This window comes from Kitasatospora sp. NPDC101235 (assembly GCF_044767505.1).
Classification (GTDB): Bacteria; Actinomycetota; Actinomycetes; order Streptomycetales; family Streptomycetaceae; genus Kitasatospora.
This window is the reverse complement of record NZ_JBIWNZ010000003.1, coordinates 178,355-190,399: the sequence shown is the minus strand read 5'-3', so window position 1 is coordinate 190,399 and position 12,045 is coordinate 178,355. Positions and strand designations below refer to the sequence as shown.

Annotated in this window: 22 protein-coding genes; all 22 read left to right on the top strand. The window is 66.3% G+C overall.

Annotation, left to right across the window (positions count from 1 at the left end; all coding sequences use genetic code 11):
- Positions 1 to 4 precede the first annotated feature (4 nt).
- The 22 genes from rplP (at position 5) to ACIRRH_RS06880 (ending at position 11,997) form a co-directional block, all read left to right on the top strand.
- Complete coding sequence (gene rplP / locus ACIRRH_RS06985) at positions 5 to 424, top strand: 50S ribosomal protein L16 (RefSeq protein WP_030300385.1); 420 nt, start codon at positions 5 to 7, stop codon at positions 422 to 424.
- Positions 424 to 648, top strand: coding sequence for a 50S ribosomal protein L29 (rpmC, locus tag ACIRRH_RS06980; protein WP_403062834.1), 225 nt, complete (start codon positions 424 to 426; stop codon positions 646 to 648). The genes rplP and rpmC overlap by 1 nt, the downstream gene beginning before the upstream one ends.
- Positions 648 to 920, top strand: coding sequence for a 30S ribosomal protein S17 (gene rpsQ / locus ACIRRH_RS06975; RefSeq protein ID WP_153460991.1), 273 nt, complete (start codon positions 648 to 650; stop codon positions 918 to 920). The genes rpmC and rpsQ overlap by 1 nt, the downstream gene beginning before the upstream one ends.
- Positions 921 to 1,022: 102 nt before the next feature.
- Positions 1,023 to 1,394 carry a 50S ribosomal protein L14 gene (gene rplN / locus ACIRRH_RS06970; RefSeq protein ID WP_030232481.1) on the top strand — a complete coding sequence of 124 codons (372 nt, stop codon included), beginning with the start codon at positions 1,023 to 1,025 and terminating at the stop codon, positions 1,392 to 1,394.
- Positions 1,395 to 1,409: 15 nt separating this feature from the next.
- Positions 1,410 to 1,721 (top strand): 50S ribosomal protein L24, encoded by a 312-nt coding sequence (gene rplX / locus ACIRRH_RS06965; protein WP_030263484.1) that lies wholly within the window; start codon positions 1,410 to 1,412, stop codon positions 1,719 to 1,721.
- Complete coding sequence (gene rplE / locus ACIRRH_RS06960) at positions 1,721 to 2,290, top strand: 50S ribosomal protein L5 (RefSeq protein ID WP_153460990.1); 570 nt, start codon at positions 1,721 to 1,723, stop codon at positions 2,288 to 2,290. The genes rplX and rplE overlap by 1 nt, the downstream gene beginning before the upstream one ends.
- Positions 2,291 to 2,294: 4 nt before the next feature.
- Positions 2,295 to 2,480, top strand: coding sequence for a type Z 30S ribosomal protein S14 (locus ACIRRH_RS06955; protein WP_030055830.1), 186 nt, complete (start codon positions 2,295 to 2,297; stop codon positions 2,478 to 2,480).
- Positions 2,481 to 2,747: 267 nt separating this feature from the next.
- Positions 2,748 to 3,155, top strand: a complete 408-nt coding sequence (rpsH, locus tag ACIRRH_RS06950) for a 30S ribosomal protein S8 (protein WP_350503566.1) — start codon at positions 2,748 to 2,750, stop codon at positions 3,153 to 3,155.
- Between the two features lie 22 nt (positions 3,156 to 3,177).
- The gene (gene rplF / locus ACIRRH_RS06945; protein WP_403062829.1) at positions 3,178 to 3,717 is read left to right on the top strand and encodes a 50S ribosomal protein L6; all 540 of its coding nucleotides are present in this window, start codon (positions 3,178 to 3,180) and stop codon (positions 3,715 to 3,717) included.
- A 3-nt stretch (positions 3,718 to 3,720) separates the two neighbouring features.
- Entirely contained in the window at positions 3,721 to 4,104 is a 384-nt protein-coding gene (gene rplR / locus ACIRRH_RS06940; RefSeq protein ID WP_030280785.1) for a 50S ribosomal protein L18, read from the top strand.
- Positions 4,105 to 4,152: 48 nt separating this feature from the next.
- Positions 4,153 to 4,773 carry a 30S ribosomal protein S5 gene (gene rpsE, locus ACIRRH_RS06935; RefSeq protein ID WP_030393306.1) on the top strand — a complete coding sequence of 207 codons (621 nt, stop codon included), beginning with the start codon at positions 4,153 to 4,155 and terminating at the stop codon, positions 4,771 to 4,773.
- On the top strand, positions 4,773 to 4,955 hold the full coding sequence (gene rpmD / locus ACIRRH_RS06930) for a 50S ribosomal protein L30 (RefSeq protein WP_030055835.1): 183 nt from the start codon (positions 4,773 to 4,775) through the stop codon (positions 4,953 to 4,955). The genes rpsE and rpmD overlap by 1 nt, the downstream gene beginning before the upstream one ends.
- Positions 4,956 to 4,957: 2 nt before the next feature.
- A complete protein-coding gene (gene rplO / locus ACIRRH_RS06925; protein WP_030280790.1) occupies positions 4,958 to 5,410 on the top strand; it encodes a 50S ribosomal protein L15 in 453 nt (150 codons plus the stop codon).
- A gap of 309 nt (positions 5,411 to 5,719) precedes the next feature.
- Positions 5,720 to 7,030 (top strand): preprotein translocase subunit SecY, encoded by a 1,311-nt coding sequence (secY, locus tag ACIRRH_RS06920; protein ID WP_403062826.1) that lies wholly within the window; start codon positions 5,720 to 5,722, stop codon positions 7,028 to 7,030.
- On the top strand, positions 7,030 to 7,683 hold the full coding sequence (locus ACIRRH_RS06915; RefSeq protein ID WP_403062823.1) for an adenylate kinase: 654 nt from the start codon (positions 7,030 to 7,032) through the stop codon (positions 7,681 to 7,683). Before secY ends, ACIRRH_RS06915 begins: the two co-directional genes overlap by 1 nt.
- 117 nt (positions 7,684 to 7,800) lie before the next feature.
- Complete coding sequence (gene map, locus ACIRRH_RS06910) at positions 7,801 to 8,640, top strand: type I methionyl aminopeptidase (protein WP_403062820.1); 840 nt, start codon at positions 7,801 to 7,803, stop codon at positions 8,638 to 8,640.
- 142 nt (positions 8,641 to 8,782) lie between these two features.
- On the top strand, positions 8,783 to 9,208 hold the full coding sequence (gene mscL, locus ACIRRH_RS06905; RefSeq protein ID WP_403062817.1) for a large conductance mechanosensitive channel protein MscL: 426 nt from the start codon (positions 8,783 to 8,785) through the stop codon (positions 9,206 to 9,208).
- A gap of 193 nt (positions 9,209 to 9,401) precedes the next feature.
- Entirely contained in the window at positions 9,402 to 9,623 is a 222-nt protein-coding gene (gene infA / locus ACIRRH_RS06900; protein ID WP_003956442.1) for a translation initiation factor IF-1, read from the top strand.
- Positions 9,624 to 9,656: 33 nt separating this feature from the next.
- Positions 9,657 to 9,770, top strand: a complete 114-nt coding sequence (gene rpmJ, locus ACIRRH_RS06895; RefSeq protein ID WP_003956441.1) for a 50S ribosomal protein L36 — start codon at positions 9,657 to 9,659, stop codon at positions 9,768 to 9,770.
- 176 nt (positions 9,771 to 9,946) lie between these two features.
- Complete coding sequence (gene rpsM, locus ACIRRH_RS06890) at positions 9,947 to 10,327, top strand: 30S ribosomal protein S13 (protein WP_188306769.1); 381 nt, start codon at positions 9,947 to 9,949, stop codon at positions 10,325 to 10,327.
- A gap of 72 nt (positions 10,328 to 10,399) precedes the next feature.
- A complete protein-coding gene (gene rpsK, locus ACIRRH_RS06885) occupies positions 10,400 to 10,807 on the top strand; it encodes a 30S ribosomal protein S11 (RefSeq protein WP_014136257.1) in 408 nt (135 codons plus the stop codon).
- 167 nt (positions 10,808 to 10,974) lie between these two features.
- Positions 10,975 to 11,997, top strand: coding sequence for a DNA-directed RNA polymerase subunit alpha (locus tag ACIRRH_RS06880; RefSeq protein WP_049649049.1), 1,023 nt, complete (start codon positions 10,975 to 10,977; stop codon positions 11,995 to 11,997).
- Positions 11,998 to 12,045 lie beyond the last annotated feature (48 nt).

Genomic DNA, 12,045 nt, shown 5'->3' with positions numbered 1-12,045 from the left:
CCCAATGCTGATCCCCCGTCGGGTCAAGCACCGCAAGCAGCACCACCCGAAGCGCCGCGGCGCTTCCAAGGGTGGCACCGAGCTGGCGTTCGGCCAGTTCGGCATCCAGGCCGTGACCCCGGCCTACGTGACGAACCGTCAGATCGAGTCCGCTCGTATCGCGATCACCCGTCACATCCGTCGTGGTGGCAAGGTCTGGATCAACATCTACCCGGACCGCCCGCTCACCAAGAAGCCGGCCGAGACCCGCATGGGTTCCGGTAAGGGTTCGCCGGAGTGGTGGATCGCGAACGTGCACCCGGGTCGGGTCATGTTCGAGCTGTCGTACCCGAACGAGAAGGTTGCTCGCGAGGCGCTCACCCGCGCCGCGCACAAGCTGCCGATGAAGTGCCGGATCGTCCGGCGCGAGGACGGTGAGAGCTGATGTCGGCCGCTACCAAGGCTGCTGAGCTTCGCTCGCTGGACAACGAGGCCCTCGTTGCCAAGCTGCGCGAGGCCAAGGAGGAGCTGTTCAACCTCCGCTTCCAGGCGGCGACCGGGCAGCTCGACAACCACGGACGGCTCAAGCTCGTCCGCAAGGACATCGCGCGGATCTACACCCTGATGCGCGAGCGCGAGCTGGGCATCGAGACGGTGGAGAACGCCTGATGACTGAGAACACCAACGAGACGCGCGGTTTCCGCAAGACCCGTGAGGGTCTCGTCGTCAGCGACAAGATGGACAAGACCGTCGTCGTCGCCGTCGAGGACCGCGTCAAGCACGCTCTGTACGGCAAGGTCATCCGCCGTACGAACAAGCTGAAGGCGCACGACGAGCAGAACGCGTGCGGCGTGGGCGACCGGGTCCTCCTGGCGGAGACCCGCCCGCTGTCCGCGAGCAAGCGCTGGCGCGTCGTCGAGATCCTCGAGAAGGCCAAGTAACGAAGCCGATGAGGTACGGCCGTATGTGCACCGGGTCCCTGCGGGACGCCGGTGTGAGCAGCGGCCGGCCCGTCGACTCTCGTTGACGATCAGGAGAAAGCTGTGATCCAGCAGGAGTCGCGACTGCGTGTTGCCGACAACACTGGTGCCAAGGAGATCCTTTGCATCCGTGTTCTCGGTGGCTCCGGTCGCCGCTACGCCGGTATCGGGGACGTCATCGTCGCGACCGTCAAGGACGCGATCCCCGGTGGTTCGGTGAAGAAGGGTGACGTCGTCAAGTGCGTCGTCGTCCGTACCGTCAAGGAGCGTCGTCGTCCGGATGGCTCGTACATCCGCTTCGACGAGAACGCCGCTGTCGTGCTCAAGAACACTGAGGGTGACCCCCGTGGCACCCGCATCTTCGGCCCGGTCGGCCGCGAGCTGCGCGACAAGAAGTTCATGAAGATCATCTCGCTGGCGCCGGAGGTGCTCTAACCCATGGCGAACAGCATGAAGATCAAGAAGGGTGACCTGGTCCAGGTCATCACCGGCAAGGACAAGGGCAAGCAGGGCAAGGTCATCCAGGCCATGCCGGCTGAGAACAAGGTCCTCGTCGAGGGTGTCAACCGGGTCAAGAAGCACACCAAGCCGGGTCCGGGTACCCAGGGTGGCATCGTGACCGTCGAGGCCCCGGTGCACGTCTCCAACGTCCAGCTGGTCGTGGAGAAGGACGGCAAGAAGGTCGTCACCCGCGTCGGCTACCGCTTCGACGACCAGGGCAACAAGATCCGCGTTGCCAAGCGAACCGGTGAGGACATCTGATGTCTGAGACGACTGTTGAGAAGGTGGCCCCCCGCCTCAAGGAGCGTTACAACTCCGAGATCAAGGGCCAGCTGAACGAGCAGTTCAAGTACGAGAACGTCATGCTGATCCCCGGCCTGGTCAAGGTCGTGGTCAACATGGGTGTCGGCGAGGCTGCCCGCGACAGCAAGCTGATCGAGGGCGCGATCCGCGACCTGACCGCCATCACCGGTCAGAAGCCGGCCGTGACCAAGGCTCGCAAGTCCATCGCGCAGTTCAAGCTGCGCGAGGGCCAGCCGATCGGCACGCACGTCACCCTCCGTGGTGACCGCATGTGGGAGTTCCTGGACCGTCTGGTGTCGCTGGCTCTGCCGCGTATCCGCGACTTCCGTGGTCTCTCCCCGAAGCAGTTCGACGGCCGTGGCAACTACACCTTCGGTCTGACCGAGCAGGTTATGTTCCACGAGATCGACCAGGACAAGGTCGACCGTCAGCGCGGTATGGACATCACCGTCGTGACCACCGCTCAGACCGACGACGAGGGCCGGGCGCTCCTGCGCGCTCTGGGCTTCCCGTTCAAGGAGGCGTGAGCCAATGGCGAAGAAGTCCCTCATCGCGAAGTCCGAGCGCAAGCCGAAGTTCGGCGTCCGGGCCTACACCCGGTGCCAGCGCTGCGGCCGTCCGCACTCGGTGTACCGCAAGTTCGGCCTCTGCCGTGTCTGCCTTCGTGAGATGGCGCACCGTGGCGAGCTGCCGGGCGTGACCAAGAGCTCCTGGTAATCCCAGGCTCTAGGCACAGCTAGCGAAGCAGAGGTGCCCGATCCCACACCGCCCGTTTTTGGGCTGCCGTACGGATTCCCGTAAGGTAGTGGGGTCGGGCCCCCCGCCACGGCTTCCCCATGGATACCCGTGGTCCTTCATCGGAAGGGCTCGCACCCAGTCTTACTACGTCGTAGGTCCCCTGCGCTTGTGCCTCTGGCGCACTCCTTGAGTGCGACGGGGGGACCTGGTGCGGAGAAACCACGGCGAGAGAGGCCTGAGGCCATCATGACCATGACCGACCCCATCGCAGACATGCTCACGCGTCTGCGTAACGCGAACTCGGCGTACCACGACACCGTGGCGATGCCGGCCAGCAAGATCAAGGCGCACGTCGCCCAGATCCTGCAGCAGGAGGGTTACATCTCCTCCTACAAGGTTGAGGAGCCTGCTGAGGGCGAGGTCGGCAAGAAGCTGACCATCGAGCTCAAGTTCGGCCCCAACCGTGAGCGCTCCATCGCCGGCATCAAGCGCATCAGCAAGCCGGGTCTGCGCGTTTACGCAAAGTCCACCAACCTGCCGAAGGTGCTCGGCGGCCTGGGCGTGGCGATCATCTCCACGTCCTCCGGTCTCCTCACCGACAAGCAGGCCGCCAAGAAGGGCGTAGGCGGAGAAGTTCTCGCCTACGTCTGGTAATTCGGGAAACGGAGGTACAGCAATGTCGCGCATTGGACGGCTGCCCATCCAGGTCCCCGCTGGCGTGGACGTCACCATCGATGGCCAGGCGGTCTCGGTGAAGGGCCCGAAGGGCTCCCTCACCCACGTCGTCGCCGCGCCGATCGAGATCGGCAAGGGCGAGGACGGCACCGTGCTCGTCACCCGCCCGAACGACGAGCGTCGCTCGAAGGCCCTGCACGGCCTGACCCGCACGCTGGTGGCGAACATGATCACCGGTGTGACCCAGGGCTACCGCAAGTCGCTGGAGATCAGCGGTGTTGGTTACCGAGTCACGGCGAAGGGCTCCGACATGGAGTTCGCGCTGGGCTACAGCCACCCGATCCTGATCACCGCGCCGGAGGGCATCTCCTTCGTCGTCGAGTCGCCCACCAAGTTCCACGTGGACGGCATCGACAAGCAGAAGGTCGGCGAGATCGCCGCCAACATCCGCAAGCTGCGCAAGCCCGACCCGTACAAGGCCAAGGGTGTCAAGTACGCGGGCGAGGTCATCCGCCGCAAGGTCGGAAAGAGTGGTAAGTAAGCGATGAGCGTCTCTGTCAAGATCGGCAAGGGCAACGCCTACAAGAGCGCCGCTCGCAAGCGCCGCGCGATCCGCGTTCGCAAGCGCGTCGTCGGCACCGAGGTGCGTCCGCGTCTCGTCGTGACGCGCTCGAACCGTCACATGGTCGCCCAGGTCATCGACGACGCCAAGGGTCACACCCTGGCGTCGGCGTCCACCCTCGACGTGTCCATCAAGGGCGCCGAGGGCGACAAGACCGAGCTGGCCAAGAAGGTCGGGAGCCTGGTCGCCGAGCGCGCCAAGGCCGCCGGCATCGAGTCGGTCGTCTTCGACCGCGCGGGCAACCGGTACGCCGGCCGCATCGCCGCCCTGGCGGACGCGGCCCGCGAGGCCGGGCTCGACTTCTAAGCCGCTCGTCGACTCTGTCGACGGACGTAAACGAGAGAGGTAAATCCAATGGCTGGACCCCAGCGCCGCGGTAGCGGCGCCGGTGGCGGCACCGGTGGCGAGCGGCGCGACCGTAAGCGTGACGACCGGGGCAACGCCCCCGCCGTCGAGAAGACCGCTTACGTCGAGCGCGTCGTCGCGATCAACCGTGTCGCCAAGGTTGTCAAGGGTGGCCGTCGCTTCAGCTTCACCGCGCTCGTCGTGGTGGGCGATGGCGATGGCACCGTGGGTGTCGGTTACGGGAAGGCGAAGGAGGTTCCGGCCGCCATCGCCAAGGGCGTTGAGGAGGCCAAGAAGAACTTCTTCAAGGTCCCCCGTATCCAGGGCACCATCCCGCACCCGATCCAGGGTGAGAAGGCCGCCGGCGTCGTGCTGCTGAAGCCCGCCGCCCCCGGTACCGGTGTTATCGCCGGTGGTCCGGTGCGCGCCGTCCTGGAGTGCGCCGGCATCCACGACATCCTGTCGAAGTCGCTCGGCTCGGACAACGCGATCAACATCGTGCACGCCACCGTGGCCGCTCTGAAGGGCCTCGTGCGCCCCGAGGAGATCGCTGCCCGTCGTGGCCTGCCGCTGGAGGACGTGGCCCCCGCCGCCCTGCTGCGGGCTCGTGCTGCCGGGGTGAGCGCCTGATGGCTCGCCTGAAGATCACGCAGACCAAGTCGTACATCGGCAGCAAGCAGAACCACCGCGACACCCTGCGTTCGCTTGGCCTCAAGCGCATGCACGACGTGGTGGTCAAGGAGGACCGTCCCGAGATCCGCGGGATGGCCCACACGGTCCGTCACCTGGTGACGGTTGAGGAGGTGGACTGATCATGGGCGACAACCCGATCAAGATCCACAACCTGCGTCCCGCCCCGGGTGCCAAGACCGACAAGATCCGCGTGGGTCGTGGTGAGGGCTCCAAGGGTAAGACCGCTGGTCGTGGTACCAAGGGCACCAAGGCCCGCTACCAGGTTCCGCAGCGCTTCGAGGGTGGCCAGATGCCGCTCCACATGCGCCTGCCGAAGCTGAAGGGTTTCAAGAACCCGTTCAAGATCACCTTCCAGGTCGTCAACCTCGACAAGCTGGCCGAGCTCTACCCGCAGGGTGGCGAGGTCACGGTCGAGGACCTGGTCGCCAAGGGCGCGGTTCGCAAGAACTCGCTCGTCAAGGTGCTCGGCACCGGCGAGGTCTCGGTCGCCCTCCAGGTGACGGTGGACGCCGTCTCCGGTTCGGCCGCCGAGAAGATCAAGGCCGCCGGCGGTACGGTCACCGAGCTCGTCTGAGCCCGCTGACTCCGTCGTACGAGCCCCGCACCTCCTTCGGGAGGTGCGGGGCTCGCGCCGTTCCCGGGGACATCCGGCCGGACGGCGCTCGTTCTTTTGTGTGGCAAACCCGGGCATCCCGTACCCCATGAGTGGGGGAGCGGCGGTACGCGCTTCTTCCGAGTGGCTGCGCACTGTTAGAGTCCGTGGAGTTCCCTTGTAGGCTGCGCGTAGGCTCGCCTGTGCCGTCTGTACGGGAGCCCGAACCGCAAACTCCCCATTCAGGACCGACCCTCCCGCCGACGACGCGCGGGAGGCGCAGGAGGCACCGTGCTCAGTGCGTTCGCGCGGGCGTTCCAGACGCCCGACCTGCGCAAGAAGCTGCTGTTCACGCTGGGCATCATGGTGCTGTTCCGGCTGGGCTCGCACATCCCGATCCCGGGCGTGAGCTTCACGGCCGTGAACGAGTGCGTGAAGGAGACCAAGAACAGCGGCCTCTTCGGACTCGTCAACCTGTTCAGCGGTGGCGCGCTCCTCCAGCTGACGATCTTCGCCCTCGGCATCATGCCGTACATCACGGCGAGCATCATCCTCCAGCTCCTCACCGTCGTGATCCCGCGACTGGAGATGCTGAAGAAGGAGGGGCAGGCCGGCCAGGCGAAGATCACCCAGTACACCCGCTACCTGACCATCGCGCTGGCGGTGCTCCAGGGCACCGGCATCGTGGCGACGGCCTCCAGCGGCGCGCTGTTCTCGGGCTGCCCGCTGGCCAACGAGATCGTCCCGGACACCGGTGTGTTCCGGGTCGCCGTCATGGTGCTCACCATGACCGCCGGCACCACGGTCATCATGTGGCTCGGTGAGCTGATCACCGACCGCGGCATCGGCAACGGCATGTCGCTGCTGATCTTCACCTCGATCGCGGCGCAGTTCCCGTCCTCCATGTGGAACATCAAGACCACCGGCACCATCGGCGGCGGCTGGGTCGAGTTCCTCTCGGTGGTCGCGGTCGGCATCATCGTCGTGATGCTGGTCATCTTCGTCGAGCAGGCCCAGCGCCGGATCCCGGTCCAGTACGCGAAGCGGATGATCGGCCGCCGGGCGTTCGGCGGGACCTCGACCTACATCCCGCTCAAGGTGAACCAGGCCGGTGTGATCCCGGTCATCTTCGCCTCCTCGCTGCTGTACATCCCCGCCCTGGTGGTCCAGCTGACCAACAGCCAAGCGGGCTGGGCCACGTGGATCCGGACGAACTTCGTCAAGGGTGACCACCCGATCTACATGGCCACCTACTTCCTGCTGATCGTCTTCTTCGCCTTCTTCTACGTCGCCATCTCCTTCAACCCCGAAGAAGTTGCCGACAACATGAAGAAGTATGGTGGGTTCATCCCGGGTATCCGGGCCGGCCGACCGACGGCCGAGTACCTGAACTACGTGCTGACCCGAATCACGTGGCCGGGTTCGCTCTACCTGGGCCTGATCGCGTTGATCCCGATGATCGCCCTGGTCGCCTTCGGACAGCAGACCAACTTCCCGTTCGGCGGCACCAGCGTGCTCATCGTCGTCGGCGTCGGACTCGAAACTGTGAAGCAGATCGAGAGCCAGCTCCAGCAGCGCAATTACGAAGGGTTCCTCCGCTGATGCGTATCGTCCTCGTTGGTCCTCCCGGGGCCGGGAAGGGTACTCAGGCGCACCTGCTCGCCAAGACCCTGTCCATTCCCCACATCTCCACCGGCGACCTGTTCCGTGCGAACATCAGCCAGGGCACCCCGTTGGGGCTCGAGGCCAAGAGCTACATGGACGCGGGACACCTGGTGCCGGACGAGGTCACCATCGGGATGGCCAAGGACCGGATGCTCCAGGAGGACGCCGCCAACGGCTTCCTGCTCGACGGCTTCCCCCGCAACCTCGGGCAGGCCAAGGCGCTGGACGAGTTCCTCGCCGAGCAGGGCATCACGCTGGACGGCGTGCTGGACCTGGAGGTCCCCGAGGACGAGGTCGTCCGCCGGATCGCCGGCCGCCGCCTGTGCCGCAACGACGGTGGCCACGTCTTCCACGTGGACTACAACCCGCCGAAGGCCGAGGGCGTCTGCGACGAGTGCGGCGGCGAGCTGTACCAGCGCTCGGACGACACCGAGGACAAGGTGCGCACGCGCCTGGAGGTCTACCACACGGAGACCGAGCCGATCATCGACTACTACGTCCAGCAGGGCCTGGTGGCGACCATCTCGGCCCTCGGCAAGGTGGACGAGGTCACCGCCCGCTCGATCGAGGCGCTGAAGCAGGACAGCTGAGTCTCTCGGCGAACGTACGACGGTACGGCCGGGTCGCCCGCCCAGCGCGGGAGGCCCGGCCGTTTCGGCGTCGTACGGTGGTACCAGTGGTAATCCGGACTTGGAAGGCGTGACCAGATGGTGGAGATCAAGACCCCCGAGCAGATCGCGAAGATGCGAGCGGCCGGGCTGGTCGTCGCCGAGGCCCTGAAGGCCTGCCGCGAGGCGGTCGTCCCCGGGGTGACCACCCAGGAGCTCAACGACATCGCGGACAAGGTCATCACCGGCCACGGTGCCACCTCGAACTTCCGCGCCCACCATGGCGGGCTCTGGTTCCCGGGCGTGATCTGCGCGTCGGTGAACAACGAGGTCGTGCACGGCATCCCGGGCGAGCGGGTGCTCCAGGAGGGCGACGTCATCTCGATCGACTGCGGCGCCATCCTGGACGGCTGGCACGGCGACTCGGCCATCACCGTGGCGGTCGGCGAGGTCCGTCCGGAGGTCGAGATGCTGAGCCACGTCACCGAGGGCTCGATGTGGGCCGGCATCGCCCAGATGAAGAAGAACAACCGCCTGGTGGACGTCTCCAAGGCGATCGAGGGCTACATCCGCCGCCAGCCGCTGCCGCCGAAGGGCAAGTGGGGCATCACCGAGGGCTACGGCGGCCACGGCATCGGCACCGCGATGCACATGGAGCCGCACGTGCTGAACTACGTCGAGCGCGGCCGCGGCAAGGGCCCGAAGCTGGTCCCCGGCACCGTGCTGGCGATCGAGCCGATGGTCTCGCTCGGCACCCCGCACACCACCGTGCTGGACGACGAGTGGACGGTCGTCACCAACGACGGCACCTGGGCCTCGCACTGGGAGCACTCGGTGGCCGTCACCGAGCAGGGCCCGCTGGTGCTGACGGCCTTCGACGGCGGCAAGGCGGAACTGGCCAAGCTGGGTATCACCGCAGCTCCGGACCCCCTCGCGTAGTCGTGGCGGCACCCGACTGCCGCTGCTGACAAGGGATCAAAGCCCTGGAGGTTTGGACCTCCAGGGCTTTTGTCCTATTTTTATCCGCTGGCAGTGGTCTGCTGCGGCCTGACTGGTTTACGAGCGATGCAGGAGAGAGCACGTGCTCAAGGGATTCCGCGACTTCATGATGCGCGGCAACGTCGTCGACATGGCGGTCGGTGTGGTCATCGGTGCCGCGTTCACCGCGGTGGTGACCGGTTTCGTGTCCGCCTTCCTCACCCCGCTGGTGGGTGTGGTGGTCGGCGCGGCCGGCGACTTCAGCTCGTACAAGGCGCACATCGCCGGAGTGACCTTCCCGTACGGGCAGTTCCTCAACGTGCTGATCGCGTTCTTCATGACCGCCGCGGTGCTGTACTTCTGCGTGGTGCTGCCGATCACCAAGGCGACCGCGCGCTACATGCCGAAGAAGCCGAAGGCGCCGAAGCGCCCCTGCCCCGAGTGCCTGACCGAGATCCCCCAGGCCGCCCGCCGCTGCTCGGCCTGCACCGCGCACGTCGAGCCGCTGTCGGTCACCACCGGGGTCTGACGTAGCAGGTGTGACGGCGACCGCTTTCAGGGGCCCCGTTTTGGTCCATCGCACGCGCTGGCGTAGGATGGACCGTCGGCTCACTCGTAGCGTGCTCCAGCACGCCCTCTTCCCCTCGGGGGCGGGGTGAACCCAGGTTCGCACGAGCGTTCCGCATACGGTAGCCGGTCCCGGAAGGTGGATCTCGCAGTTCATGGCTAAGAAGCAAGGCGCCATTGAGATCGAGGGCACCGTGATCGAGTCTCTTCCGAACGCGATGTTCAAGGTCGAGCTGCAGAACGGTCACAAGGTCCTCGCGCACATCAGTGGCAAGATGCGCATGCACTACATCCGCATCCTGCCGGACGACCGGGTCGTCGTGGAGCTCAGCCCCTACGACCTCACGCGCGGGCGGATCGTCTACCGCTACAAGTAAGAACGTCAGATCTAGACCCGGAGAACCTGAAACATGAAGGTCAAGCCGAGCGTCAAGAAGATCTGCGACAAGTGCAAGGTGATCCGCCGCCACGGCCGGGTCATGGTGATCTGCGACAACCTGCGCCACAAGCAGCGCCAGGGCTGATCTCTCCCCAGCATTTCTCGTAGTACTTCGCGCGACGCGAAAACGTCATGAGCGGGCTACCCGATCCGATCCGCGAGGAACGGACTGCCGCCCCCGGTCAGAGGCCGGGGCTCCCTCACCGTGAGGTGTCGGAGTAGGTAGCACGCAAGACCTCTGAAGAACCACAGGAGCCTTGAATGGCACGCCTCGCCGGCGTTGATCTCCCCCGTGAGAAGCGGATCGAGATCGCCCTCACCTACGTGTACGGCATCGGCCGTACCCGCGCCCAGCAGACCCTCGCCGAGACCGGTGTCAACCCGGATGTCCGCGTTCGCGACATCTCCGAGGACGACCTGGTCAAGCTGAGCCAGTACATCGACGCCAACTACACGGTCGAGGGTGACCTCCGCCGTGAGGTGGCCGCCGACATCCGCCGCAAGGTCGAGATCGGCTGCTACGAGGGTCTGCGTCACCGCCGTGGCCTGCCGGTCCGCGGTCAGCGCACCCACACCAACGCGCGTACCCGCAAGGGCCCGCGTCGCGCGATCGCCGGCAAGAAGAAGCCGGGCAAGAAGTAGTCCGTCCCGTAACCGGACATCCCTCCGGCCCGCGGGTCAGCGGACCGACCACCTCAGTAGGAGAACAGACTTATGCCCCCCAAGGGTCGTCAGGCTGCCGGCGCGAAGAAGATCCGCCGCAAGGAAAAGAAGAACGTCGCTCACGGCCACGCGCACATCAAGAGCACGTTCAACAACACCATCGTTTCGATCACGGACCCGTCCGGCAACGTGATCTCCTGGGCCTCCGCCGGCCACGTCGGCTTCAAGGGCTCGCGCAAGTCCACCCCGTTCGCCGCGCAGATGGCCGCCGAGGCCGCTGCCCGTCGCGCGCAGGAGCACGGCATGCGCAAGGTTGACGTCTTCGTGAAGGGTCCGGGCTCCGGCCGCGAGACCGCGATCCGTTCGCTCCAGGCCACCGGCCTGGAGGTCGGCTCGATCCAGGACGTCACCCCCACCCCGCACAACGGCTGCCGTCCGCCGAAGCGCCGCCGCGTCTGACGCAGCGCCTTCGGGCACGCTGGGTTCTGCTTTAAACCTCGTACGGGCTCCCACACAGTTGATTGCGAAACTGTCTTCGGGAGCCCGTACGCTTGGCGTGAGGCCACCGCCTCATGGCCATTCGTTCGGCGTCAAATAGTGGGCGCCGGAGACTGGAGGATCGAAACATGCTCATCGCTCAGCGTCCCTCGCTGACCGAAGAGGTCGTCGACGAGTTCCGCTCGCGGTTCGTGATCGAGCCGCTGGAGCCGGGCTTCGGCTACACCCTCGGCAACTCCCTGCGCCGCACGCTCCTGTCGTCGATCCCGGGTGCCGCTGTCACCAGCATCCGCATCGACGGCGTCCTGCACGAGTTCACCACCGTGCCGGGCGTCAAGGAGGACGTGACCGACCTCATCCTCAACATCAAGCAGCTGGTCGTCTCCTCGGAGCACGACGAGCCGGTCGTGATGTACCTGCGCAAGCAGGGCCCGGGTGTCGTCACCGCCGCCGACATCGCCCCGCCGGCGGGTGTCGAGGTGCACAACCCCGAGCTGGTCCTCGCCACCCTGAACGGCAAGGGCAAGCTGGAGATGGAGCTGACCGTCGAGCGCGGTCGCGGCTACGTCTCCGCCGTCCAGAACAAGGCCTCCGGCCAGGAGATCGGCCGCATCCCGGTCGACTCGATCTACAGCCCGGTGCTGAAGGTCACCTACAAGGTCGAGGCCACCCGTGTCGAGCAGCGGACCGACTTCGACAAGCTGATCGTCGACGTCGAGACCAAGCCCGCCATGCGTCCGCGCGACGCCATGGCCTCGGCCGGCAAGACCCTGGTGGAGCTGTTCGGCCTCGCCCGCGAGCTGAACATCGACGCCGAGGGCATCGACATGGGCCCGTCCCCGACGGACGCCGCCCTGGCCGCCGACCTGGCGCTGCCGATCGAGGAGCTGGAGCTCACCGTCCGCTCCTACAACTGCCTCAAGCGCGAGGGCATCCACACCGTGGGTGAGCTCGTCGCCCGCTCCGAGGCGGACCTGCTCGACATCCGCAACTTCGGCGCGAAGTCGATCGACGAGGTCAAGGCGAAGCTGGCCGGCATGGGCCTGGCCCTCAAGGACAGCCCGCCCGGGTTCGACCCGACCGCTGCCGCCGACGCCTTCGGCGCCGACGACCTCGACGACTCGCACTTCGCCGAGACCGAGCAGTACTAAGAGATTTGGCCGCGGGGGCGGTTCCACGGAGCCGCCCCCGTCGTCGTG

What these genes read in the sequence shown, in the direction of transcription:
- rplP (WP_030300385.1), top strand. Translation starts at nt 5, where the DNA reads ATGCTGATCCCCCGTCGGGTCAAGCACCGCAAGCAGCACCACCCGAAG.
- rpmC (WP_403062834.1), top strand. Translation starts at nt 424, where the DNA reads ATGTCGGCCGCTACCAAGGCTGCTGAGCTTCGCTCGCTGGACAACGAG.
- rpsQ (WP_153460991.1), top strand. Translation starts at nt 648, where the DNA reads ATGACTGAGAACACCAACGAGACGCGCGGTTTCCGCAAGACCCGTGAG.
- rplX (WP_030263484.1), top strand. Translation starts at nt 1,410, where the DNA reads ATGAAGATCAAGAAGGGTGACCTGGTCCAGGTCATCACCGGCAAGGAC.
- rplE (WP_153460990.1), top strand. Translation starts at nt 1,721, where the DNA reads ATGTCTGAGACGACTGTTGAGAAGGTGGCCCCCCGCCTCAAGGAGCGT.
- ACIRRH_RS06955 (WP_030055830.1), top strand. Translation starts at nt 2,295, where the DNA reads ATGGCGAAGAAGTCCCTCATCGCGAAGTCCGAGCGCAAGCCGAAGTTC.
- rpsH (WP_350503566.1), top strand. Translation starts at nt 2,748, where the DNA reads ATGACCATGACCGACCCCATCGCAGACATGCTCACGCGTCTGCGTAAC.
- rplF (WP_403062829.1), top strand. Translation starts at nt 3,178, where the DNA reads ATGTCGCGCATTGGACGGCTGCCCATCCAGGTCCCCGCTGGCGTGGAC.
- rplR (WP_030280785.1), top strand. Translation starts at nt 3,721, where the DNA reads ATGAGCGTCTCTGTCAAGATCGGCAAGGGCAACGCCTACAAGAGCGCC.
- rpsE (WP_030393306.1), top strand. Translation starts at nt 4,153, where the DNA reads ATGGCTGGACCCCAGCGCCGCGGTAGCGGCGCCGGTGGCGGCACCGGT.
- rpmD (WP_030055835.1), top strand. Translation starts at nt 4,773, where the DNA reads ATGGCTCGCCTGAAGATCACGCAGACCAAGTCGTACATCGGCAGCAAG.
- rplO (WP_030280790.1), top strand. Translation starts at nt 4,958, where the DNA reads ATGGGCGACAACCCGATCAAGATCCACAACCTGCGTCCCGCCCCGGGT.
- ACIRRH_RS06915 (WP_403062823.1), top strand. Translation starts at nt 7,030, where the DNA reads ATGCGTATCGTCCTCGTTGGTCCTCCCGGGGCCGGGAAGGGTACTCAG.
- map (WP_403062820.1), top strand. Translation starts at nt 7,801, where the DNA reads ATGGTGGAGATCAAGACCCCCGAGCAGATCGCGAAGATGCGAGCGGCC.
- infA (WP_003956442.1), top strand. Translation starts at nt 9,402, where the DNA reads ATGGCTAAGAAGCAAGGCGCCATTGAGATCGAGGGCACCGTGATCGAG.
- rpmJ (WP_003956441.1), top strand. Translation starts at nt 9,657, where the DNA reads ATGAAGGTCAAGCCGAGCGTCAAGAAGATCTGCGACAAGTGCAAGGTG.
- rpsM (WP_188306769.1), top strand. Translation starts at nt 9,947, where the DNA reads ATGGCACGCCTCGCCGGCGTTGATCTCCCCCGTGAGAAGCGGATCGAG.
- rpsK (WP_014136257.1), top strand. Translation starts at nt 10,400, where the DNA reads ATGCCCCCCAAGGGTCGTCAGGCTGCCGGCGCGAAGAAGATCCGCCGC.
- ACIRRH_RS06880 (WP_049649049.1), top strand. Translation starts at nt 10,975, where the DNA reads ATGCTCATCGCTCAGCGTCCCTCGCTGACCGAAGAGGTCGTCGACGAG.